Consider the following 23,757-nt stretch of genomic DNA (forward strand, 5'->3'; position numbering starts at 1 on the left):
AGACGCTCAACCAGTACCTCGTACCTATTGCGAGGTATTGGTTGCAGCTTTTGCGCAGGGTGCGAGAGCCATTAACCCCATTCAAACCAGGCATTTAATTGCGCTATTAACCCATCAATTCCATCTTTTTTTAAAGAAGAAAAGGATTGGACAGAAATCAAATGTTCAGCCAAATCATAATGCTTACGCACTTTGAGCACGGTGTTTTTCGCCTCGCTTCGACTGAGCTTATCTGATTTAGTCAACAATATATGTACTGGAAGTTGGCGATTCAGCGCCCAGTCAACCATCATTTGATCCAGATCTTTTAATGGGTGTCTGATATCCATTAACAAAATTAAACCTTTAAGGCTTTCTCTTACTTCAAGGTAATGTGCCAGATTTTTTTGCCATTCCAGTTTCACCTGTAGGGCAACTTTGGCATAGCCATAACCTGGTAAGTCAACCAGACGCCGCTGCTCATCCACATTAAATAGATTAATTAATTGAGTACGACCAGGTGTCTTGCTGGTTCGAGCAAGACTTTTAATGCCAGTTAAACAATTTAACGCACTGGATTTTCCTGCGTTTGACCTACCTGCAAAAGCCACTTCATAACCTGTATCGTCAGGTAATTGATCAACACGGGCTGCACTTTTTAAGAATACTGCTTTAGAATATAAATTTGCTAACATGAGATATAATTTCATTTTGGGATTTTGACCCATGCAGTGTACCATTAAATTACCAATTTTTTATGAGAAATAGATGAAAAAATTAGCACTGGCTCTAATTTTGTGCTTACCTTTGGGTATTTTCGCACAAGGAAACCCGCAAGAAGGACAAACAAAAGCAACTGTATGTGCAGCCTGCCATGGTCAGCAAGGAATAAGCCTGACTCCTGAATGGCCCAATCTTGCAGGCCAAAATGCAAAATATACCGTAAAACAATTAAAAGATATAAAAGAAGGAAAATCCCGGGTTGCTCCGACCATGATAGCAATGATTGCCAACCTTAATGAACAGGATATGGATGACTTGGCAGCCTTTTATGCTAAAATGCCCTTGGCTGAAGGCGCTACTCCTAAAAAATACATGCAAAGAGGAGAGCAAATCTATAGAGGTGGTGATTTTGAGAAACACATCACAGCCTGTATTGCCTGTCATGGTCCTAAAGGCACAGGAAATGCCCAAGCAGGTTTTCCGGTTCTTTCAGGACAAAAAGCAGCCTATACTGTATTGCAATTACAGGCTTTTAAAGACGCTAAACGCACTAATGACTTAAATCACATCATGCAAGATATTAGTGGTAGAATGAGTCAGGATGATATGGAAGCTGTAGCCCATTATATTGAAGGTTTATATTAAGGAATCAAACATGTTAAAAAAATTAATCGGTATTCTATTCCTGCTGCCCGTTATGGCTTTTGCCGCAGACTTTGTAGAAGGAAAAGATTATCAGGCAGTTGCTGCGGCCCCATTAGACGCTGCGAAAAACAAAGTACCAGTGATCACTGAATTTTTCAGTTATGGTTGTCCGTGGTGTTATAAAATTGATCCTTCAGTTACTGAGTGGGCGGGAAAAATGGGTGCCAAAGCCCAAGTAGAGAGGATTCCAGTAGTATTTAAACCCGAGTGGGAACTGTATGCCAAAGCGTTTTACACCGCAAAAACCCTGGCGTTATCTGACAAATTAAACCCTCAGTTATTTAAAGCCATTCAGGAAGAAAGAAATCCATTGGCGTCAAAACAAGCAATGATTGATTTTTTTGCAGCTCATGGTGTGGATAGAGAAATAGCCAAAAGCGCATTTGAAAATTCATCAACCATTGATATGAAAGTACAAAATGGCATGATTTTAATGGCCAATTATCACATTAACGCAGTGCCGGCTTTTGTTATCAACAATAAATATAAAACGGATTTACAAATGGCAGGCAGTCCGGAGAGATTATTTCAAATATTAGATTATCTGATACGAAAATCAGCTTAATAGCTGATCCCGGATTACGACTTCGTCTAATCCGGGTCACCTCTTAATTTATAAGCCCTTTCCCGGGTTTTCCAGACTTAAAATTCCCGTATTAAAATCATACGCAAAAATCTCAGCATAACGCCCCCAGTCAATCATAGTGCGCAACACCCGATCGGCTTCTTTTTCACTTAAGTAATCTTCCAACTTACTTAAAAAACGTTCTTCAGAAACACGATGCCCAACCTTCTCATCCAAGACACGGCGAATATAGCGAGCCAAAGGTACTTTTTCCAATAACCTTTGGGCAAACAATTGTTTTCTTTCCTGCAAGTCGGCTTCTGAAAATTGTTTCCCTAAATCACTGAGCTGGATGTCCCCCGCTGATACTTTAGCAAAACCAAGAATTTCCAGAGTTTCCAAAATAGGGAATAAATCATCAATATTCATCATGAGCTCATCAGCCAGCTCTGGCAAATCAATACGCTCCTCAAAAGACTTCATGGTTTCAATCAAACCTGACAACTCCGAGGGCTCCACATCTGGCAAGCGATAACCCAGACCAATTTGTCGCTCTCGTTGCGCTCGCTTGGCTTTTTCTTTGGGACCTGTAGTCATCAAGGTATAGATTTTATCAACCAGCGCCCGGAACTCTGGTGTTTCAGGATCGCGAGGCTGGGGCAAGGTAACCGGCAATTCGGCACGGATATAACCTGGATCATTGCCAAAAATAACAATACGATCAGCCAAAGTTGCAGCCTCTTCAATATTATGCGTGACCAGCAAAATACCATTAGTATTGGTTTTCTTTTCTTTCCACAGTTCCAATAAGTCCGACTTCAGGTTTTCCGCAGTAAGCACATCAAGAGCGGAAAACGGTTCATCCATTAACAATACATCGGGATTAATCACCAGAGCACGGGCAAATCCTACCCGTTGCCGCATCCCGCCAGACAGTTCTTTGGGAAAAGCGGATTCAAAACCATCCAGACCAATAATATCGATTGCTTCAATTGCCCGATGTCGGCGCTCATCACGGCTGACACCTTGTGCTTCCAACCCAAGCTCTACATTTTCCAAGACATTCAGCCAAGGCATCAGAGCAAATGATTGGAAGACCATAGCAATACCCGCCACCGGTCTGGTAACTGGTTTGCCTCGATAAGTAACAGTCCCACTAGAGGGGGCAACCAGTCCTGCAATAATTCGCAGTAAGGTTGATTTACCCGAGCCAGATTTTCCCAATAAGGCGACTATTTCACCTTCCTGGAGTTGGAAATTGACATCTTCAAGTACCAGCAAATCTTGCGAAGAAGCCTTTTTAAAAGACTTCCTGAGATTTTCTATGGCAATAATGGTTTCAGACATAAGTGCCTCAATTAAAATTAAAACGTTCTTCAGCTAAACGATAAAGAGGGCGCCAAATCAGATGATTAAATGCCAGAACATACAAACACATCATGGCAGTGCCCAAAGCTATTTTTGGAAAATCGCCCGCAGTAGTACTGGCTTGTATATATTCGCCCAGGCCTGTTGCTTTTAAAGTAACGTTACCCCAGCTCACCCATTCCGCAACAATACTGGCATTCCAGGCACCACCAGCAGCGGTGATAGCACCTGTAATATAAAAAGGAAAAATGCCGGGCAAGGCCAGTCTTTTCCACCAAATCCATCCTTTCAAGCCAAAATTATCCGCCGCCAGGTACAGGTCCCTGGGAATACTGGAGGCTCCAGCTATCACATTGAATAAGATATACCATTGAGTCCCCAGAATCATGAGAGGAGTTACCCATATTTCAACGCTTAAATTAAATTCGACAATCGCAATCACAAATAAAGGATAAAATAAATTAGCAGGGAAGGCTGCCACGAACTGGATTACAGGTTGTATTTTCTGGGCAATGCGTGGCCTTAAACCTATCCATACCCCTACAGGAATCCAGATGAGCGAACTTAATATAATTAAAACAATGACTCGAGTTCCGGTGGCCGCGCCAAGTAAAAATACGTGTAAAATATCACTGACTTTTAATTCCGCGAGGATAAATTTTAATAAAAACCACCCACCACTTATGATGGCAAATAAGACGAGCGTCCCCCATAATCGGTCCAGACGTTTCTGTCTCTTAAAATCAACTTCTCTAACCGCCCGAGGCTCGCTTATTCTCAACCACCGGGCATTAATAAATGCATCAACAATGATGTCTATACCCTTTGTAACACGTTTCATCAAGCGGCTGCCGCGAATCAAGTCAATAAGCCATGACTGATACTCTGATTCATCCGGTGATTGCTCTACTTTAAATTTCTCAGACCAGGCAATCAAGGGCCTGAAGAGGATTTGATCATATAGAAAGATAACGATCATCATCGTCAATATAGCATAACCCACAGCATGCAAATTTTTCTCAGCGATGGCTAACGCGATGTAGGAACCGACTCCTGGTAATCGGATATTTTGATGGGCAACAGAAATCGCTTCGGATAACACCACGAAAAACCAGCTGGCTGACATGGAAATCATCATATTCCATAATAGACCCGACATTGAAAAGGGCACCTCCACCTTCCAAAAACGCTGCCAGGCCGAAAGGCGAAACATGGAGGAAACTTCCTGCAGATCATGGGGCAAGGTTTTTAATGATTGATAAAAACCAAAGGTCATATTCCAGACCTGGGCACAGAAGATTGCAAAAATAGAGGCGCACTCAGGGCCTAATAAGCTATTAGGAAATAAATGAATAAATCCGGTAACCGTAATTGATAAAAAACTCAAGACAGGGATAGATTGTAGAATATCAATAGCAGGAATGATCACTTGCTCAGCACGGCGGTTTTTCGCGGCCAGCGTCCCAATAACAAAGGTAAAGATGATAGAGAAAATTAATGCAATAAAAAGCCGTAACACAGTGCGTAAAGCATAAAAGGGTAAATTGGAGGGCTCCAGAGAAATAGGGATCTGATCCCCTAACTGGTATGGAGTGGCCATTTGCGATCCAGCCCAGCCTAAGAAGAATAAAACGGAGAAAATCAGAATCAGTAATAGCATATCCCAACGATTAATAAATCGTCCGACGGAATCAGGATTAGCAAAATAAAAACGACTATTACGGATCATGCCTTATATACCTCAATTCTAGGATTTTTTGACGGTCCTCTCTTTGAATCAGCAACACGTCAACAGAGCCTAATCTGGACCGATTTATTCATTCAAAACTGAATGTAGCATTTATTTTAATACGATACGGCACGGCACAGCTGGCAATTTAAAACCAAGGACAATTGCTGTCTCATAGACTCAAACTATTGTTAAACATTGTGTAATCAAAAGTGAATTCTAAATTTTGGACTAAATTTTTACGCAAATTGATAAAATAAAGCTTTATAATATTTGATTCAAGACTAAAGACTGTCATTTTGAATACTCTATCACGTCATAAAATACCACAAAAGAGACCGAATCGATAGAAGTAATGCCTTGAAACACCTGAGTAAAAGAGCTGAAAATTATTTTTTTGTACAAATAGTGAACTTTATAAAAAAATGAGTGTCTAAGTATATGAGTATTCCCCCCCGAATACTCTGCCCCGTTTTCCCCTCTTTATGCGGGGTGGTGTTTGAATTTATCCAATTCGGACACACAATTTTCCCCGGTACTGTAACCGGGGTTTTTTTTATATATTCAAGCAAAACAAAGGCCGCTGAATTTTTAGCATAAAACGACAACGCTGTTTCATGTAATATCATAGGGTTGGCTCTGTATTAAAGAAGATGTTGTTCACGAATAATTAAATGTTTTAACATGTCTCGTTAAAAAATGACTACACTGAAATTATGTCATCGCCTTTATTTGAGAATACATTCATGAACAAACTATTTACGCTCTTCTCCAGCCTGCTGCTATTGGGCGCAATACAAACTGGACATTCTGCTCAAGACAGCACGCAGCAAGCTGTCTGGGTCAATGAGGCAATTGTTGCAACCTACACTTATGATTTTAAAAACTACCTGCAACGCCAAAAGGATATAGCTAAATATTTTACGGCCCAAGGCTGGATAAACTATTCCAAAGCACTTATTGATTCCAAACTGCCAGAAGCAGTTAATAAAAATTCTTATGTAGTAAGTGCGGTAGCCACTCACCCTCCCATCATTGTCGATGTAGACCCCACTCACTGGCTAGCAACCATGCCCATATTGGTGGTTTATGAAAATCCTCAATACCAGCAAAAGCAACATTTAAAAATTACTTTAGGTTTTACTGAAGCCCCATCTGGACAAGGTGTAAGAGGTTTTGCCATAACCAGCTTACAAGCCAAGGTCATTGAGCCGCCATGTGAATGCAAAGTACCTGATGCAACCAGTTCTAGCCAAGAAGCCAAAACGCAATAAAGCCTATATGAAAACAGAGTAACAGGCCAATTAAAATCAAGATGACATTTAATTTCCTGGGAATAGTAACATCCAGAGCGGACTGCTCTGGGGCGTTAGGATTGTAATACACATCAATGGCTGAATTTTCTTGAAAGGCAACAGCCGCTTTATAAGCAATCAGTCTGGAATATTTTGAGTTCGGGTTGTTATGAGAGGTATCTAAAAAAAGATACTCCCCCGTCAGATCTTTATCATGAACTTGATAGGTATATTCAATTTTAGGCCAAACGCTATGCCCAATTTTCGCCCAGTCACATCGAGTAATATGCCCGCTAACCTTCAACCAGGCTTTAGATTGCATCAAGACGGTTCTGTCTCGCCAGAAATGACGAAATAATAATAAAAGAAAAAGCAACCAACAGGAATCCAGAACCCATCGCCCAGAATAAAACCAATTCATGGTAAGCAATCCCTCAAATGTACAGTATATAATTATTTCCGTTAATAATGTGAAAAATCAAAAGCAAAATCTCGCAAAATAAAACGCAATGGGTATAATCACTGAAACAAAGTGATAAAAAAGGATTTGTAATGATTGCTAAAACGCCTCTTCACGCCACCCACTTGGCCAGCAATGCTAAAATGGTTGATTTTCATGGCTGGGATATGCCCCTGCATTATGGTTCTCAACTTAATGAACATCATTTTGTCCGTCAGGATGCCGGGATGTTTGATGTATCGCACATGACCATTGTTGACATTCTTGGAGCAGGTGGACGACAGTTTTTACGTAAATTGCTGACTAATGACATTGACCAGCTAAACCATAATGGCAAAGCACTATACAGCTGCATGTGCAACGAGCATGGTGGAATTATTGATGATTTAATCGTCTACCAACGTGCATCAGATAATTATCGTGTTGTACTTAACTCAGCCACCCGACAAAATGATATCAACTGGATCCGTCAAAAAAGTGAAGGATTCGCAGTAGGGTTACAAGAACGCGGTGAACTGGCCATGCTCGCGGTACAAGGGCCGCAAGCCGTCGCAAAAACATTAACTGTTCTTAGCCCTGCTCAGGTTGATGCGGTTTCCACCCTCACTAATTTTGAAGCGGTTGATGTAGATAACTGGTTTTTTGCCCGTACCGGATACACGGGAGAAGACGGCTTGGAAATTATAGTACCTCAGGAGCTTATTGCACAATTGTGGCATGATTTGGCACAAGAAGGAGTAAAACCGTGTGGATTGGCAGCCCGAGATACTCTGAGGCTGGAAGCCGGAATGATGCTTTATGGTCAGGATATGGATGAATCCACCACTCCCTTAGAATCCGGATTGGCCTGGACAGTGAAATGGGAACCACAAGATCGTGACTTTATTGGTATGGGGGCTTTATTGTCGCAAAAACAAGAAGGGGTCAAGCGCAAAATGGTCGGACTGACCTTAATGGATAAAGGCATTATGCGCCACGGCCAAAAAGTGATTATAGATGGATGTGCTGATGGAATAATTACCAGCGGCACTTATTCGCCAACTCTGGAACATTCTATTGCTCTGGCACGCGTTCCTGTCGAAACAGGAGATCAGGTCATGGTAGATATCCGCGGGAAATTAATTCCTGCAACAGTAGGTAAACCACGTTTTGTGAAACATGGACAGGCTATTTAATTTTAAAGCCCCAATTTAAAGATACAAATATAAGGATAAAATAATGAATGATTTAAAATTCACAGCAACGCATGAATGGATAAAATCAGGTTCGGATGAAGTTACCGTAGGAATTACCGATCATGCCCAACAGTTACTAGGCGACATGGTATTTGTTGAAATGCCTGAGATTGGCGATGAAGTCAGTGCAGGACAAGAGTTGGGTGTTGTTGAATCAGTGAAAGCAGCTTCCGATTTTTATGCACCTATCAGTGGTGTGGTGACTTCGGTTAACGAAGCTGTGGTTGCTGATCCCGCCCTTGTTAATGCCGATCCTTATATCGCGGGCTGGTTAGTCAAAATCAAGCCAAGTAATCCAAACGAAATCAATGAATTACTAAACGCTGATCAATATCAAAATGAGATAGCTGAGGACAATTAATCATGCCGTATATTCCACACACTCCCGAAGATACCAAAGAGATGCTGGCAGCAATCGGCGTCAGTGATACTCAAACGTTGTTTGATGAAATTCCAGCCTCATTACAGTATGCCGGTTTTCAAAACATGCCTGCTGGCATCAATGAAATGGACATGTTAAAAGAAGCCCAGAATTTAGCGAACAAAAACCGTAATGGCATCTGTTTTATTGGCGCTGGATGTTATGAGCATCACATCCCCGCTGCCGTGTGGGATATAGCATCACGTGGCGAATTCCTCACGGCATACACCCCCTACCAGGCGGAAGCAAGCCAGGGCACCTTGCAGTTATTGTACGAATATCAAACCATGATCTGTGAATTAACAGGTATGGAAGTCTCTAACGCATCAATGTATGACGGAGCAACTGCTCTGGCGGAAGCCGTGCTGATGGCTGTTCGCGTCAATAAGCACAGTAAAACCAACAGGGTTTTAATCGCAGGAACAGTACACCCCTATTACCGTGAAACCATAGAAACAGTAGTGCGTAATCAACATATAGAAGTACTGACACTGCCTTTTGATACACAGCAAGGCACCACCGTCCTGAGTGCATTGGAACAATATGCTGGTGAAGACATTACTGCTCTGGTGATTGCTCAACCCAATTTCTTTGGCTGCCTTGAACAAGTAGACCAGCTTACTGACTGGGCTCATCACAATAAAACCATCAGTGTTGCCTGTGTCAATCCAGTATCGCTGGCTTTATTAAACCCGCCCGGCACTTGGGGTACCCACGGTGTTGATATTGTGTGTGGCGAAGGACAACCTTTAGGTTCTCCTATGGCGTCTGGCGGCCCTTATTTTGGTTTCCTAAGCACGCGGATGGCACACGTCAGGCAAATGCCCGGACGTTTGATAGGCTGTACCGTGGATAAAGACGGTAAAACTGGCTTTAGTCTGACCTTACAGGCTCGTGAGCAACACATCCGTCGTGCCAAAGCCACCTCCAATATCTGTACCAATCAGGGACTTCTGGTTACCGCTGCGGCCATCCATATGAGCCTGCTAGGTGCAGAAGGACTACGCCAGGTAGCCAGCCAATGCCACCAAAATACTCATGATTTGGTAGATGCGTTAACTCAGATTGATGGCGTAGAGCAAGTATTTAAAGCACCCTACTTCCATGAAGCCTTGCTTCAACTCAATCAACCAGTGGATGAGGTACTAAAGCAACTGGCTGATGTCGGGATAGCAGGGGGCTACGCTCCGGGTGCTCATTATGCTCAATTAACAAACTCCCTTCTCGTGTGTGCAACTGAAATGCGTACCGGAGAAGACATTGCAAATTATGCAAAAGCATTAAAAGCTATCATGACCAAGCGAGGTGCCTAATGTTTATCGTGCAATTAACTTTTATAACACCAATCAGTGAAGTTGATAAATACCTGAGGGTTCATAGAGAGTTTCTTGATTATCATTACAAACAAGGACTATTAATTGCGTCTGGGCCTATGAAACCAAGAACTGGTGGAATCATTATCGCAGCCACTAATGACAGGGAACATTTAGAGTCAGTATTCAAGGAAGACCCTTATTATCTGGCAGAAATTGCGGAATATCAATTTATCGAATTCACCCCCGTGATGCACAGAGATGAGCTCAAAGAACTTATTCAAAAAACGGAAGGCAAATTATGTTGATTTTTGAATTATCCAAAGACAGTCGTCAAGCAACGGCTCAGGCACCTAAGATTGCCCAAAGCAAACACAGCATTCCGGCAGAATTTCAACGCCAATCCCCCCCGCGAATGCCGGCCTGTTCAGAATTACAGGTGGTAAGACACTTCACTCGCTTGTCACATAAAAATTTTTCCATCGACACCAATTTTTATCCGCTGGGTTCTTGTACTATGAAATACAACCCTCGTGGAGTCCATAAAGCAGCATCCATGCCCGGATTCGCCAATCGCCATCCCTTGGCAATGGAAGAAAAAAGCCAGGGCTTTCTTGAATCCCTTTATCGACTACAGGAGAATATCGCCGAAATTACCGGTATGGCAGGCGTATCGCTCACTCCAATGGCCGGTTCACAAGGTGAGTTTGCCGGTGTAGCGATGATCAAGGCGTACCACCAATCGCGCGGTGACACAGCCCGAGATGAAATGCTGATACCAGATGCCGCACACGGGACCAATCCAGCATCTGCCGTGATGTGTGGCTTTAAGGTAGTAGAGATAGCAACTGCTGCCGATGGCGACATTGATCTGGAAGAGCTGAAAAGTAAAGTAGGTCCCAAAACAGCAGGAATCATGTTGACCAATCCCTCTACATTAGGATTGTTCATGCGCCAAATAAAAGAAATTGCAGCACTGGTACATCAGGCAGGCGGATTATTATATTACGATGGCGCCAATCTTAATGCCATTCTGGGTAAAGTACGTCCTGGCGATATGGGCTTTGATGTCATGCATCTTAATTTACATAAAACATTTGCAACTCCTCACGGCGGCGGCGGCCCAGGTGCAGGACCCGTGGCGGTGAGTAAAAGGTTGGTACCTTTTATGCCTCTTCCTGTAGTGAAAAAAACCGGAGCTGAGTACCAATGGGCAACACGCCAGGATTATCCTCAAAGCATAGGGCGCCTGTCCTGCTTTATGGGTAATGCCAGTATTTTACTGCGTGCCTATTTTTATATGGTAGTGCTAGGCAAAGAGGGCTTATTAAGGGTATCTGAATATGCAACACTTAACGCCAATTATTTACTTAAAGAATTGACAAAAGCTGGCTTTACTCCTGCTTATCCAGACCGAAGAGCATCTCACGAATTTATTCTGACCTTAAGCCCTGAGAAAAAAAGCTTTGGTATATCGGCAATGGATCTGGCGAAACGCCTTTTGGATTATGGAGTTCATGCACCAACGGCTTATTTCCCGTTATTGGTTCCTGAGTGTCTCCTTATTGAGCCAACGGAGACGGAAAGCAAAGAAGAACTGGATGGTTTCATCAGTTCGATGAAAGCAATCAGGACGGAAGCTGCTGAACATTCCGACCTTCTAAAAGATGCCCCCCATACATTACCAGTAAAACGCCTGGATGATGTCAAGGCGGCACGCGAGCTGGATTTAAATTATTTTGCCAAAGATTCAAATAACAAATAATTCTGAGCCCGGGTTTAAGCAGAAGATGCGATAACACCCGGGTTTTATTCTACTCTCACATCAGCCCATCAGTGACTTCTAAATACAAACGGAGCGTTACTAAATCAGCAACTTAATTCTAACTAGCTCCTCACAATTGTCTAAAAAAAGGCCACAGCAAATGATTGTATAAATAGCACTTTGATATATAATAGCCCACCACTTTGTTTTGAGATGACGCAATGTACTTAAAAACATTTATTTTGGGTTCTGCTAGGGTAGGAAAAACAGAACTTAAGAAACACTTGACTGTGCCAAATTATGTGAATACGGCGGAAAAGGCCTATTTTGGCTCCGTCGCCCCAGATTTTAATACGGTTGAAATTCCCGGCATCTCAGGGGGTAATAAGGTAAAAATGAATGTATGGGATACTTCAGGAAATCCTCATTTTAAAAATGCGTCAACGAAGATGTTTCAGGAAAAATCTCATTTTGGCCTTTTTTGCATCGATTTATCCAAACCATTAACCTCGCAAACAATCAGCGAGCTAAAAAATGACCTCGCTGAGTTTAAACAAACAAATCCTGAGGCGCATTTAATTTTAGTAGGAACTAAAAATGACACTGCGTTACCCGATGCTTTGCATAATGCACAAAAACAATTTAGTGATTATCAATTTATCGGAGTGGTGGCGACGTCAGCAAGAGAAGCAAATGGCTCTCAAGAATTGTTTGGGCTTCTCGCATCACATACTCCGCCGATTGTTGAAAAAATGCGTCAAGAACAATTAAAGCTGGCTGATAAACTGCTTAAAGCCGAAGAAGAACGAAAAAACATTCTCTATGCCAGAGACCGATGCAGAGTAAATTCAAATTTATATATTGCTCTGGATAAGTTGCATCATGAAGCAAATGCAACCCTATCTCCTTCGCAAATAAAACGGCTGGGCAAAGAGGCCAATACTCTTCTTGATCAGTTTGGCAACAATGCTATCCAAGATAAAATACCAAGCATTCAAGCATTTATCACTAATTGCACTGAAGAAATTCAAGGTAAGAACCCCGCGTTGTACAACACTCTGTGGACCATTGCTTATGCACTGACCGTAACCGTTATTGCATCATTAATTGGTTTTGGCATTGGTTTTTTATTTGGCGCCTGGTCTGGTCCTGGTGCTTTTTTTACGGGAATAGCGGCAGGATCAACAAATGCACTAGCAGCAGCGAGTTCGGCCTCAGCCTGTGGCGCAGGTACCTTGGCATATTCTGCTCATCATTTCTTCAAAGCATCACCTGTTTTAGCTTCGATTAAAGAGATTGCAGAAATAGAACGTCAGGCTGACCTCGTACAATTCTACGATAGTCATGCTTGTAGTGAAAAACCACATTTTGCGCATCTATAGGCAAAAATAGTGGATTATTGAGCCTATTTGTATTATTATTACACCAACAATAGTTTTAACTAGGAGCGAACATGCCCGCATTTATTTCCAAACCCCCACATAAAGCTAAAATAGTTCAAGATATAAATAAAGAGTTTGGTTTTGGTTATTTTGAAACAATGGGCGGACGCTCTAGTCAGGAAGATGCTTTGGCATGGCATGTTCTTAGCCCGCGTGAGTTAACAGCCAAAGGCACTGCTGAGCAATTAACTCCAGTAGAAATTGGCCATCGTCTTTGGACCAGCTATCAATTACTAGACACTCCCGATTTAGCCTCAGGCACTACAGCTGCAACAACAATTTATGACGGAAAAGGTAATTTTATAACCGCAACCCTTGCCGATGCAGCATCCTTTGTTGTTGTCTATGATAAAGCAGGTAATGCTTTAGGCGTTACCCGATTAAACAGCGTCACCCATAAACCATCTGACTCAGAAGAGAAAGCACGTATAGAGGCCGCAGGTGGGAGGATTATATTTTGGGGTACTCATAGAGTAGATGGGTCCTTGGCGGTGTCGAGAGCGATTGGTGATAATGCTGGGCAATTAAAAGAACATGGCGTTTGTTCAGAAGCAACCATCGATGTGACCAACATCGATAAAATAGCCAATGATCTAGGTATTGATCCTGATGTTATTAGCTCCATGCAAGTCATTAATACTTGTGATGGTTTCACAGACGGGGCAGGAAACGATACTCAAAGCAAAAAAAATCATGAAGATTATTTGCTAAATATTTTACACAATATGAAATCTCCAGGTCACATACCTCCAAATGAATTAGCCCGTGAATTATCGCTCCAAGCCATCAGAGATGGTTCAACAGATAATGTGTCGATTGCAATACAAACAATCACCACTGATACCCCACCTGTATTCGTTGGTGTCTACGATGGTCACGGCGGCATCGAGGCATCCTGCAAAGTAGCCGAGAACATTGGCCGTGTTTTTAAAGAGCAATGCGCACTCACCTCAGAGCAATATGCACAACAGAAATTAAGTGTCGACTTAAAGAAAACAGCCTATGAGCGCGATAATAGCGACCAGGGTTTGGCTCAAAATCAAAAATTTAGTAAACTAATTGTACTAGATACTGATCAGACGAAAAGAACTGAAGAGAAACTCGCCAGATCCGTTAACGATCTGTTTAAGTTAACTAAAGATTATCAAAACAGCTTGAATGCCGATGCAGTGGAAATCAAACCGATTATCGAAAATCTGATCAGCATATTAGAGAGCAACAAATCCAGTGCGGAACAATTAAAGGAATATTATTCGTTTCTTGATAAGAAGAATGAACAAACAGAAGGACAAAATATTGATCTTATTAAAAAAGATACGAGCAATTCAACACTTAACTTCCTGACCGGAATCGCCGTCATTGCCGCAACAATCATTACCGGTGTTTTACCCGGACTTTTAGTGATAGGTATTGTCTATGCTGCAACGGGTAAAACGCCACTCGATTTATTTAAATCTAATGGTGATCGATTTGAAAAAGACACTCGTTTAATCAAAGAAAACACAGGATTGTCATCCGGATTTTTCAAATCATCCCCCTTATCGAAACAAGATAAGGCGGATGATTTACACTCTGGCTATGATGATATCTCCCCCGATACCGATGTAAAACCCCGATAATCCCCAAAATACCTCGTCGCCATTACGACGAGGTATTTACTTATGTTTTGAGTAAACACCATTGAATCCTTCCCAAGAATTCTGCGATAGAATAAACTCCACTTCTTTCATTGAACCAGAATCATACTCGTGTCCAATAACTATCTGATTAACCCCTCATTTTCATTAAAAAAAGCTCTGTTTCATGAGCATCCCTCGCTTACCCTCAATCAACTAATGGCTGTGTTTCTTCTGGGATTCGCACTTATCTATCTCCTGATTCCTTCATTATGCTACCAATCCATTTTACCAGACTCAGCTCAAAACCTTAGCTGGGGGCATACCTGGTCGTGGAGCTACAATCGACACCCACCACTTGGAACCTGGCTCCTCAGCTTCATGAGCATGATATCTGCAAATAATGAAGTGGCGACGTTTAGCGCCAGCGTTTTGTGCTTATCAGTCAGTCTTTTTTTTATATTCCTCATGGCGAAACGCTACTTAAGTACCCAGGATGCTTTTGTTGCATCAATACTGTCTTCGTTCTCGCTCTATTATTTAAATAATTTTGTACTCCAATTTAATCAAAACACCATCATGCTGCCTTTTTGGATTATGATAGGTTATTTTACTGACCGTTGTTTACATACGAATAAAACGAAAGACTGGATATTTTTAGGCATAGTGACAGCAGGAGCATTGTTAGCCAAATATGAATCGTCATTAATTATTTTTATCGCATTGATGTATTTGGTGTGGCATTTTGAATATAAATTTTTATTCAAACTACTGTTAGCCTTAGCCGTTTCTTTAGTGTTGTTAGCTCCTCACCTTATTTCTGTTGCTCAACATGGGTTTCTGACGCTGGAATTTATTCATGGCAAAGTAAACGAAGGACAAAACCATAGTGTCTTGTATACTCATCTATTCTACCCGCTAAAAGCCCTGTACGAGCAACTTTGCCACCTCTTGCCTGCACTAGTATTAACAGGCCTATTGGTGAGAAACAAAACCGTAATTAAATCCAGCGCCCCCTTTGATAACACCAAGAAGAACTATCTTGTTTATCTTGGTATAGCCCCTTTATGTTTGGTCATTCTGCTTTCTGCTGTCTTTGGCTTAAAAATTCAACCCGAATGGGGCTTTCCCCTCTTTTCATTCACTATCCCGGCTATAATGTCGTTCTTCCAATTAAAGAGCAAGTCAGCGCTATTAAAACCTCTTCTGTGTGCGGCACTAGCCATACACAGCACAAGCCTCATTACTTATATGTCTGTCAATTATTTCTCCCCTAAATTTACTCGCACCAACAACCCGAGCTATGAGTTAGCGAAAGACGCCCAGAGTTATTGGAACCAATTTACCGCTGAGCCTATCAGGTATGTAGCCGGCGATGAAAATTATGATTATTATCTGTCGGCTTATCTGCCAACAAAGCCCTTATTACTCGAAGCCTTTTCAATAAAATTAAGCCCCTGGATCAATAAAGTCGACTTAAAAAAATCTGGGTTCATAATTGTTGTTGAAGGATGCAACAAGAAAAGGCTTAAGGATTTGCAAGCTCGATACGTTGCAACATCGTACCAATGTATTAAAAAACCACTAAGTAACAAATTCCGAGAACAGCTCAAATCCTTTGCTCTATTAGTAGTCCCTCCACTCCAGCCAAATCATGATTTGGCCAGCTCTATAGCCGTCGGCCACAAAGTTATAGATAAAGGTGGCCGCGAAGGATAAAGCTTAGTGGGGGACGCTATAAATAGAGTGTTATTTTTTTATTGATATATACTAATAATAAATGGCTCGCATCAAATAAGGATTCGATTTGCTCCAGCCACTGTTTAGAACATTATTGGCAAGACAAGGCATATACAATAAGGATGGTTCGGTGTGGGCATACGAGCTGTTGTATCGTAATGGTGATTCACAAAGTGCAAACATTGATAATTTGATTGAATCTTCAGGAGATGCAGCAACCTCATCGGTTATCACCCAACTGTTTACCAATCTGGATATGGATACAATTATAGGAAATAAGCACGCCTTTATTAATTTCACCTACAATCATCTGATTAACCAGGTACCCAATTTACTGCCCAAACAACGAATAGTAATCGAGGTGCTAGAAACAATAGCCATAGACAAACCTTTAATCGACTCCTTAATCACGCTAAAGAATCAGGGCTATAAGATTGCCTTGGATGATTTTATATATAGAGAAGACTTAATCCCATTAGTGGAAGTAGCGGATATTATAAAAATCGACGTGCTTAATCAAAGTATGCAACAGGTTGAAGCACAGTTAGCCTCCTTGCGGCGCCGTTTCAGCGGCAGGTTTTTAGCAGAAAAGATTGAAAATAAAACACAGCTCCACAACTGTATCGAACTTGGATTTGATTATTTTCAGGGTTTTTTTCTTAACAAACCAGATCCCCTAAAAGGACAGGTCATCACTGAAAATAAAGTGCATCTTTTAAGCTTGATTTCGGAATTAAATGATGAGCAGGTAGCTTTTGAGCGGATTGAAAAAATTATATTGCAAATTCCCAAGCTCAGTTATCGAATTTTACGGCTAACCAATTCAAGCTCGCTCTACTTAGGTAGAAAAATTGACTCACTAATCGATGCCATCACTCAATTAGGTTTAGTACAAATTCGCAACTGGTTAAGTTTATTATTGCTATCCAGCTTTGATGACGTAGCTCCAGACTTACTGGAGCGTACTTTAATCCGAGCGAAAATGTGCGAACATTTAGCTCAAGCATCAGGCTATCCCAACCCTCACCAAGCCTACACAGTAGGCATACTATCAACTCTTGATGCCATACTAAATGACTCTATGGCCTCTTTGCTGGCTAAAATCCAGTTAAGTGATGCTCTGAATGAAGCCTTACTTCATCATGAAGGCGAATTAGGTACTTTGCTAAAATTCACTATTGCCTATGAAGAGGCCAACTTTAGTCAGTTGGAACATGCGACCATCGATAATGAAGCACTGACTCGCTCCTATTTTCAAGGAATAGAATATGCAAATGATGTAATAAACATGATAAAAAAATAAAACTTTAGATAAATACCAACATGCCGCGAATGGTTGCTACCAATCTATTTTTCGATCACGATGAGTAAGGAAAAATACCTCCCCAACCAAAGAATGAGCATATCGTACACAGCTTGCGTCCATTATATTAACCTGATGAAAAATAATTGATTTTCTTATTGAAAAAGCCTTTGCTATTAAAAAAAAATAAGTTATAACAATCTTACCTGGTTCAAGGATTGACGAGGTATAGATGTTGGGTCAGCCACTAGAAATACCGTGCTGGATTAACTATTTTTTCATGGAGTGAGGAAATGAATAGTAAAGTGTTTTCACAACGCTTTAATCGCGAATTAGCGTCTCTGGGGTTCCCAGAAGAATTGACTGAAAAAACCAAAGCGGTGGCCAAAGTATTTGGCGTTACTCGCCATCTGGCAAATTCTATGATTTTTGGTCACGTACTTCCCAATAAAGAGCAACTGGATAAAATTGGGGAAATTCTTGAAGTTTGCCCTCAATGGTTAAGTGGAGCAACGGACAGGAAAAAAGCGTATACCGGCCGGGAAACCGCTGAGAGCGTGTAATATTAGTGAATATATTGTATACTTAAGCCTATACACGGCGTTTGCCACAAATAAATATACCGCAAACGCCCCATTAATTTGCGGAACATCACTATCATGGAATGCTTAAGTTTTTGTGTTGCCAAATCAATTGATTTAGCGCGTTTAGATAACCACTTTAAGAATTTTTCTAATGAATACAGCTCGGTTAAAACGCGGGATGTATTAAAGCTCACCCCGCGAAATAATAGCGACCATACCGTGTTCATCTTTAAAAATGGCACTGTCGTATCCTGGGGCATTAGAAGACACCAAATTAATGACTACCTCAACACCATCAAACTATTGATCGATAAACCCGTCACCATATTAGTACACGATGAATTCCATTATCAGATTGCTGATAAAACGGCAATTGAACCTCATGATTTTTTTGACGTAGATTGTTTAACCATGGAAGACAATAGTGATGAATTGAAACTGAGCTTATCCTATGGATTTTCCCAATCAGTAAAATTACAGTATTTCGAAACCATCATTGAAGCACTCATCGAAAAATACAATCCAATGATTCAAACCTTGTCCCACAAAGGTGAAATGCCTATTAGCCGCAAACAAATCCAGCAAGTCATCGGTGAGATTCTAGGCGCTAAAAGTGAATTGAACTTAATCAGTAACTTCCTTTATCACCCTAAATATTTTTGGCAACACCCAACACTTGAACAACATTTTTCCATGCTGGAGCGTTATTTACACATTCAAAGAAGGGTGAATGCAATTAACCACCGACTGGATACCCTTAACGAAATTTTTGATATGTTTAATGGCTATCTGGAAAACCGCCATGGCCATAATTTAGAAATTATTATTATCGTGTTAATTGCCATTGAAATTATTCTGTTCATTTCAAATTTTCATATTTAAATCGTTTCATAAATTGCTATCGCCTTAACTAAATCAAAGTGGTTTTGAGGAGGGGCGCATTTTTAAAATAAATAACCCTATGTATTCAAAAGCTAATTGATTTGGTATATCCTTCTTTGAATACTATTAATGTTTAAAATTTGTACCTATCAGGAAGAAATAAGTATCGAAGGAAGCGAACATAGCAGTCAAAATACAAACTGATTAGGGTTATTCCATCAGCCAAATGACAACATTAAGTTTGCACTATCAAGGGATCTTTGGTGCCCCCACTCCGTTTTAGAGTGCCCCTTGAGCCCTGAGCCTCCGTTTCTACTATTCCAATACAACAAGGCAGATTATTCAGCCTGGTGTTCGCGGTGCAATAAGGATTGTATATGAAAAACCAACCCTACGGCTCAACCGCTTTAATCGCAGTTGCCTTAATGGTCAAAAACGAAGCATCCTCCATCCAATCAACCTTATCCTCCTTACATCAAGAAGGCCTGTCTCATTTTTTTATTTTAGACACAGGCTCAAGTGATAATACGATTGAGCTTGCGCAAGAATTTTTTGCACATCATCAACTCGATGGTCACATCAAACAAGAAGAGTTCATTAATTTTTCAGCCTCTCGCAATCGTACACTTGAGTTAGCGGAGCAGCACTTTCCTAACACGCCATTTTTACTGATGCCTGATGCAGAGTGGCACCTGCATCATGGCGAAGCGCTTATTAAGTTTTGTATGCAAGAACAATACAAGCAAACACCACTGTATCTCATTAATATCAAAATGAATACTATGGAGTTTGCCACTGCCAGGCTATTTAGAACCGCAAGTCATATCCGTTTTAAAGGAGTAGTTCATGAAGTACCATGTGACATTGCTTCGGTTAAAGCACCCGCTAAAGTCTACTTCGAAGTGAAGGCTTCAGCCCAAGGCATAGAAAAAAGCAATCAGCGCTGGCATCAAGATTTAGAATTATTATCTAAAGCGTATCATGAGAACCCGACAGACCCGCGAACTGTCTTTTATTTGGCTCAAACCTATGAATGTTTAAATGATTTTGACAATGCGTATCAATTTTATCAAAAGCGCGCTCAACTGAATGGTTGGGATGAGGAAAATTTCATCACTCTCCTGCGCTTAGGTGGTCTAGCAGAACGAAAGTCGACTCAGTCGCCCTCACAGTGGGGGATTGCAATGGATCATCTTTTAAAAGCGTTTGCTCTAAGACCACACCGGATTGAACCTCTGATTAAAATTGCGAATCATTACTGGCCTGACAATATTCAGGCATGCTATTTATTTATTGGGTATGCGTATTATATTCCATACCCCAAAAATGATTTACTCTTTGTGGATAAAGAGGCTTATCAATATACTCGTTATGAAATCATGAGCCGATGCGCCTGGTATATGGGAGAATATGCTCTTGGTGAACAAGCAACCCGATTAGCCTTGAAAGCACATCCGCATATGGAGCATTTGAAAAATAATTTGAAACTGTACCAACAACAAACCCTAAATTCGAAATGATTTAATATCAAATAAAACTGTCAACAGCAAAGAAAAGGAACTTTTATGAAAAAAAAGACCCCCAATAAATCAAGACCAAAATTTTATCATACGTTGCCCGTTTGGATGACGTTGATAACCACCAATCAGGTCTATGCAGGAGATCTTAATCCCGCAACTAAAGAATACGTAGATCGTCAAGACCATGGGTTACAGGCACAAATTAATGTGCTAAAAGGGATGCAGGGACCAACTGGCGCAACAGGGGCTACGGGAGCAACAGGTAATGATGGTATTGATGGAGCAACTGGAGCAACTGGAGCAACTGGAGCGACCGGAGCGACCGGCAATGCAGGTATTTTTGGCACGAACACGCGCTCTTTTAACGCAGGGTTTGGGACTGCGTCTGAATGTACCCTAGGAACTATCCTACTGAGTGCTTTGGCAAAATATCCTACAAATTATCTTCCCGCGGATGGCAGGCTACTTACAATAGCTCCATACAGTGCACTTTATAGTCTAATTGGAACGAGTTTCGGAGGAAATGGTACTACTAACTTTGCATTACCTAATTTGACCTCTGCAGCTCCCAATAACACGCAATATTTAATCTGTGTCGATGGCGTTTTTTCCGGATAATTCAGGGTTATGCTTTAAAACGGTACAGCCCTTTAACTTGTACTAGCGCAAAAAGAGCGCCTATTGAATTTTAGGCGCAAAAAATCGATACCGCAGCTTATTCTCAAATTTCTTTAGTCTTTTGAAATTAGGAATGCCTTCTAAAGTACGGTGTAAACAAAAATAAACCTGACGATGCCTCAAACGCCAATTAAAGGACTGAATTTAAAATTTACCTTTCAGTTGCATTAAAGCGCTGTCTTTGTGTAGCATAAACCTTTCCTCCCCATCAATTTCTTCTCAATGATTAATCTCAAGAACTATTTTTTGAAAGGCACAACCTTAAGAACAGAAATCCTGGCAGGGATCACCACCTTTCTAACCATGGTTTATATTGCTTTTGTTAACCCAACCATTTTACATGATGCAGGCATGGATCAAGGAGCGGTATTTACCGCCACCTGTCTCGTTACTGCCTTTGCCTGTGCGCTGACTGGCATTATGGCAAATACACCTATAGGTGTTGCTCCTGGCATGGCCTTAAATATTTATTTTTCTTACAGTGTAGTACAAGCGCTGGGCATTGATTGGCAACATGCTTTAGCCATGGTGTTTATTTCTGGATTATTATTTTTCATCGTCACCCTGACCAGTCTGCGCCGTTTGTTAATAGAAGCCATTCCTTATAATTTACAGATAGCCATTTTAATTGGCATCAGTTTACTCATAGCGCTCATCGCCCTGCAAACGAATCAAATCATCATCGATGACCCACACAGCTTAATGCGCCTGGGTGATCTCAACCGCCCTGAGACCGGCTTATTTTTTCTCGGTTTTTTATTGATCCTGGGGCTGGATTATTTTCGCATACCCGGAGCTATTATTATTGGTATATTAAGCATCACCATACTTAGCCTTATTTTTGGCCTCTCAGCCTGGCAAGGTCTGGTTGCTATGCCACCGTCAATGGCGCCTACTTTTTTGCAACTTGATTTTTCCGGCCTCACCAGTATGGCCTCCTTAAAGGCCATCTTTACTTTTTTCCTGATTGCTATTTTTGATGCAACAGGAACATTAATTGGCCTGCTAAATCCTACGGTATTTAAACAAGAGAACGATTATCCAAGGCGCCTTAGCTACAGTTTAACGGCAGATGCTGCCGCATCTACTTTGGCAGGGCTGCTCGGTTCAGCAAGCACCTCGCCCTATATTGAATCAGCCACCGGAATAGAGGCCGGAGGCCGCACCGGATTAACTGCGCTGGTAATCGCCGCAGGCTTTATTTTAATGCTCTTTTTCTTCCCTCTTGCCAAAATGATTCCAGGCTTTGCTGTTGGACCAGCATTACTCTATGTAGCATGCTGCATGATGAAGCATCTTAGCGATATGAAACTGCCTGATATCAGTGAAACAGCACCATGCATGCTGACGATTATGATGATCCCCTTCACCGGCTCCATTGCCAATGGTATTGGTGGAGGAATCATTCTTTATACTCTGTTGAAGCTTTTTACTCGGCAAAAATTGAACCCATTAATTGTTATTTTAAGCCTGGTTTTTGTGATGTTTTTTCTCATCAGCTAATGCCAGTTAAAAACAATAAAAGTGCTTTTTGTACATGCAAACGGTTTTCACTTTGCGCGAAAATGATCGAACACGGGCTGTCAGGTAATGAGTGAGACACTTCCTCACCTCTAACCATAGGCATACAATGCATAAACACCGCCTCCGGCTTTGCCTGAGCCATTAACGACTCATTCACCTGAAATCCTGCAAATTCCTCCTCCGCATGATGTCCCTCAAAATCCATACTGGTCCACACATCGGTATAGACCGCATCGGCATTGTGCACCGCTGACTCAGGAGTAGCATAGGAAACTATCATCAGATGATTCAAGCTGCTGCATTGATTTAGCACTTCATCATTCGGCTGATGCGATGGCGGGCAGCAATAATTGACCCGAACACCAACCAAAGGCGCCATCAGCATTAAACTATGAAGGACATTATTACCATCGCCTATATAAGCAATCGTTAATCCATCTATCCCCCCAAAACGCTCTTGCAGGGATAATAAATCGGCGAGTACCTGACAAGGGTGGTATAAAGCAGACAAGCCATTAATCACCGGCATTTTTGCATAATGTACCATCTCTTGCAGACCGGCATCATCATGAGTCCTCACCATAACGTAGTCACAATAACCATTTAATACACGAATCAGATCGCGAGGTTCTTCGTGTTTTCTGCTCGTGCTGATGCTTTCAATTGCACTTCCCCCCATATTTTCTATAGCCAGAGTAAAACTCAAACGCGTACGAAAAGATGGCTTTTCAAAAATCAGAGCCAGGTTTTTTCCCAGTAACTTTTTTGCATAGTCCGCAGGATTAGTTTTGATTCTGCCCGCCAGACCAAGAAGATGCACAATATCCTGAGCATTCAACTCGCTACCCGTTAATACATGACTTGGAACGGCTGTCTTTTTGGGTTCTCGAGGGCGGCTATTCATGAGAGG

At 41.5% G+C, this 23,757-nt stretch carries 22 protein-coding genes; 17 read left to right on the forward strand and 5 right to left on the reverse strand.

Annotated elements, in window-relative coordinates; genetic code table 11:
• Positions 1-71: 71 nt before the first annotated feature.
• Positions 72-674 carry a ribosome biogenesis GTP-binding protein YihA/YsxC gene (gene yihA / locus Q0495_RS08260; RefSeq protein ID WP_298624945.1) on the reverse strand — a complete coding sequence of 201 codons (603 nt, stop codon included), beginning with the start codon at positions 672-674 and terminating at the stop codon, positions 72-74.
• A gap of 73 nt (positions 675-747) precedes the next feature.
• Here yihA and Q0495_RS08265 point away from each other — a divergent pair, with 73 nt between their 5' ends.
• Both Q0495_RS08265 and Q0495_RS08270 read left to right on the forward strand, forming a co-directional pair.
• Complete coding sequence (locus tag Q0495_RS08265) at positions 748-1,347, forward strand: c-type cytochrome (protein ID WP_298624890.1); 600 nt, start codon at positions 748-750, stop codon at positions 1,345-1,347.
• Positions 1,348-1,357: 10 nt separating this feature from the next.
• Positions 1,358-1,972, forward strand: coding sequence for a thiol:disulfide interchange protein DsbA/DsbL (locus Q0495_RS08270; protein WP_298624892.1), 615 nt, complete (start codon positions 1,358-1,360; stop codon positions 1,970-1,972).
• Positions 1,973-2,020: 48 nt separating this feature from the next.
• Here the strand turns inward: Q0495_RS08270 and Q0495_RS08275 are convergent, their stop codons facing one another.
• Both Q0495_RS08275 and Q0495_RS08280 read right to left on the reverse strand, forming a co-directional pair.
• The gene (locus Q0495_RS08275) at positions 2,021-3,319 is read right to left on the reverse strand and encodes an AAA-associated domain-containing protein (RefSeq protein WP_298624894.1); all 1,299 of its coding nucleotides are present in this window, start codon (positions 3,317-3,319) and stop codon (positions 2,021-2,023) included.
• Positions 3,320-3,326: 7 nt separating this feature from the next.
• Positions 3,327-5,066, reverse strand: a complete 1,740-nt coding sequence (locus Q0495_RS08280; protein WP_298624947.1) for an ABC transporter permease subunit — start codon at positions 5,064-5,066, stop codon at positions 3,327-3,329.
• Between the two features lie 749 nt (positions 5,067-5,815).
• Here Q0495_RS08280 and Q0495_RS08285 point away from each other — a divergent pair.
• The gene (locus tag Q0495_RS08285) at positions 5,816-6,343 is read left to right on the forward strand and encodes a DotI/IcmL family type IV secretion protein (RefSeq protein ID WP_298624896.1); all 528 of its coding nucleotides are present in this window, start codon (positions 5,816-5,818) and stop codon (positions 6,341-6,343) included.
• On the opposite strand, the gene Q0495_RS08290 is transcribed toward Q0495_RS08285, so the two are convergent.
• Complete coding sequence (locus Q0495_RS08290; RefSeq protein ID WP_298624898.1) at positions 6,318-6,785, reverse strand: DUF3592 domain-containing protein; 468 nt, start codon at positions 6,783-6,785, stop codon at positions 6,318-6,320. The genes Q0495_RS08285 and Q0495_RS08290 overlap by 26 nt on opposite strands.
• Before the next feature lie 131 nt (positions 6,786-6,916).
• Here Q0495_RS08290 and gcvT point away from each other — a divergent pair, with 131 nt between their 5' ends.
• From gcvT to Q0495_RS08360, 14 genes are all read left to right on the forward strand, one after another.
• Positions 6,917-7,999, forward strand: a complete 1,083-nt coding sequence (gene gcvT / locus Q0495_RS08295) for a glycine cleavage system aminomethyltransferase GcvT (protein WP_298624900.1) — start codon at positions 6,917-6,919, stop codon at positions 7,997-7,999.
• A 43-nt stretch (positions 8,000-8,042) separates the two neighbouring features.
• Positions 8,043-8,420, forward strand: coding sequence for a glycine cleavage system protein GcvH (gcvH, locus tag Q0495_RS08300; protein ID WP_298624902.1), 378 nt, complete (start codon positions 8,043-8,045; stop codon positions 8,418-8,420).
• A 2-nt stretch (positions 8,421-8,422) separates the two neighbouring features.
• On the forward strand, positions 8,423-9,793 hold the full coding sequence (gene gcvPA, locus Q0495_RS08305; RefSeq protein WP_298624904.1) for an aminomethyl-transferring glycine dehydrogenase subunit GcvPA: 1,371 nt from the start codon (positions 8,423-8,425) through the stop codon (positions 9,791-9,793).
• A complete protein-coding gene (locus tag Q0495_RS08310; RefSeq protein ID WP_298624906.1) occupies positions 9,793-10,101 on the forward strand; it encodes a YciI family protein in 309 nt (102 codons plus the stop codon). The genes gcvPA and Q0495_RS08310 overlap by 1 nt, the downstream gene beginning before the upstream one ends.
• Positions 10,095-11,558 (forward strand): aminomethyl-transferring glycine dehydrogenase subunit GcvPB, encoded by a 1,464-nt coding sequence (gcvPB, locus tag Q0495_RS08315; protein ID WP_298624908.1) that lies wholly within the window; start codon positions 10,095-10,097, stop codon positions 11,556-11,558. Before Q0495_RS08310 ends, gcvPB begins: the two co-directional genes overlap by 7 nt.
• A 221-nt stretch (positions 11,559-11,779) precedes the next feature.
• Positions 11,780-12,940, forward strand: coding sequence for a hypothetical protein (locus tag Q0495_RS08320; protein WP_298624910.1), 1,161 nt, complete (start codon positions 11,780-11,782; stop codon positions 12,938-12,940).
• 71 nt (positions 12,941-13,011) lie between these two features.
• Positions 13,012-14,619, forward strand: coding sequence for a PP2C family serine/threonine-protein phosphatase (locus tag Q0495_RS08325; RefSeq protein WP_298624911.1), 1,608 nt, complete (start codon positions 13,012-13,014; stop codon positions 14,617-14,619).
• Positions 14,620-14,748: 129 nt separating this feature from the next.
• The gene (locus Q0495_RS08330; RefSeq protein WP_298624913.1) at positions 14,749-16,335 is read left to right on the forward strand and encodes a glycosyltransferase family 39 protein; all 1,587 of its coding nucleotides are present in this window, start codon (positions 14,749-14,751) and stop codon (positions 16,333-16,335) included.
• Positions 16,336-16,423: 88 nt separating this feature from the next.
• The gene (locus tag Q0495_RS08335) at positions 16,424-17,659 is read left to right on the forward strand and encodes an EAL and HDOD domain-containing protein (protein ID WP_298624915.1); all 1,236 of its coding nucleotides are present in this window, start codon (positions 16,424-16,426) and stop codon (positions 17,657-17,659) included.
• Between the two features lie 293 nt (positions 17,660-17,952).
• A complete protein-coding gene (locus Q0495_RS08340) occupies positions 17,953-18,222 on the forward strand; it encodes a hypothetical protein (RefSeq protein WP_298624917.1) in 270 nt (89 codons plus the stop codon).
• 96 nt (positions 18,223-18,318) lie between these two features.
• On the forward strand, positions 18,319-19,125 hold the full coding sequence (locus tag Q0495_RS08345) for an RMD1 family protein (RefSeq protein ID WP_298624919.1): 807 nt from the start codon (positions 18,319-18,321) through the stop codon (positions 19,123-19,125).
• Between the two features lie 377 nt (positions 19,126-19,502).
• Positions 19,503-20,645, forward strand: coding sequence for a hypothetical protein (locus Q0495_RS08350; protein WP_298624921.1), 1,143 nt, complete (start codon positions 19,503-19,505; stop codon positions 20,643-20,645).
• Positions 20,646-20,690: 45 nt separating this feature from the next.
• The gene (locus Q0495_RS08355; RefSeq protein WP_298624922.1) at positions 20,691-21,263 is read left to right on the forward strand and encodes a phage tail protein; all 573 of its coding nucleotides are present in this window, start codon (positions 20,691-20,693) and stop codon (positions 21,261-21,263) included.
• A 282-nt stretch (positions 21,264-21,545) separates the two neighbouring features.
• Positions 21,546-22,826, forward strand: coding sequence for an NCS2 family permease (locus Q0495_RS08360; protein WP_298624924.1), 1,281 nt, complete (start codon positions 21,546-21,548; stop codon positions 22,824-22,826).
• On the opposite strand, the gene argF is transcribed toward Q0495_RS08360, so the two are convergent.
• The gene (gene argF, locus Q0495_RS16820; RefSeq protein WP_367274399.1) at positions 22,819-23,751 is read right to left on the reverse strand and encodes an ornithine carbamoyltransferase; all 933 of its coding nucleotides are present in this window, start codon (positions 23,749-23,751) and stop codon (positions 22,819-22,821) included. The two genes, Q0495_RS08360 and argF, sit on opposite strands and share 8 nt — an antisense overlap.
• Between the last annotated feature and the right edge of the window lie 6 nt (positions 23,752-23,757).

This window comes from uncultured Legionella sp. (assembly GCF_937871865.1).
GTDB lineage: Bacteria > Pseudomonadota > Gammaproteobacteria > Legionellales > Legionellaceae > Legionella.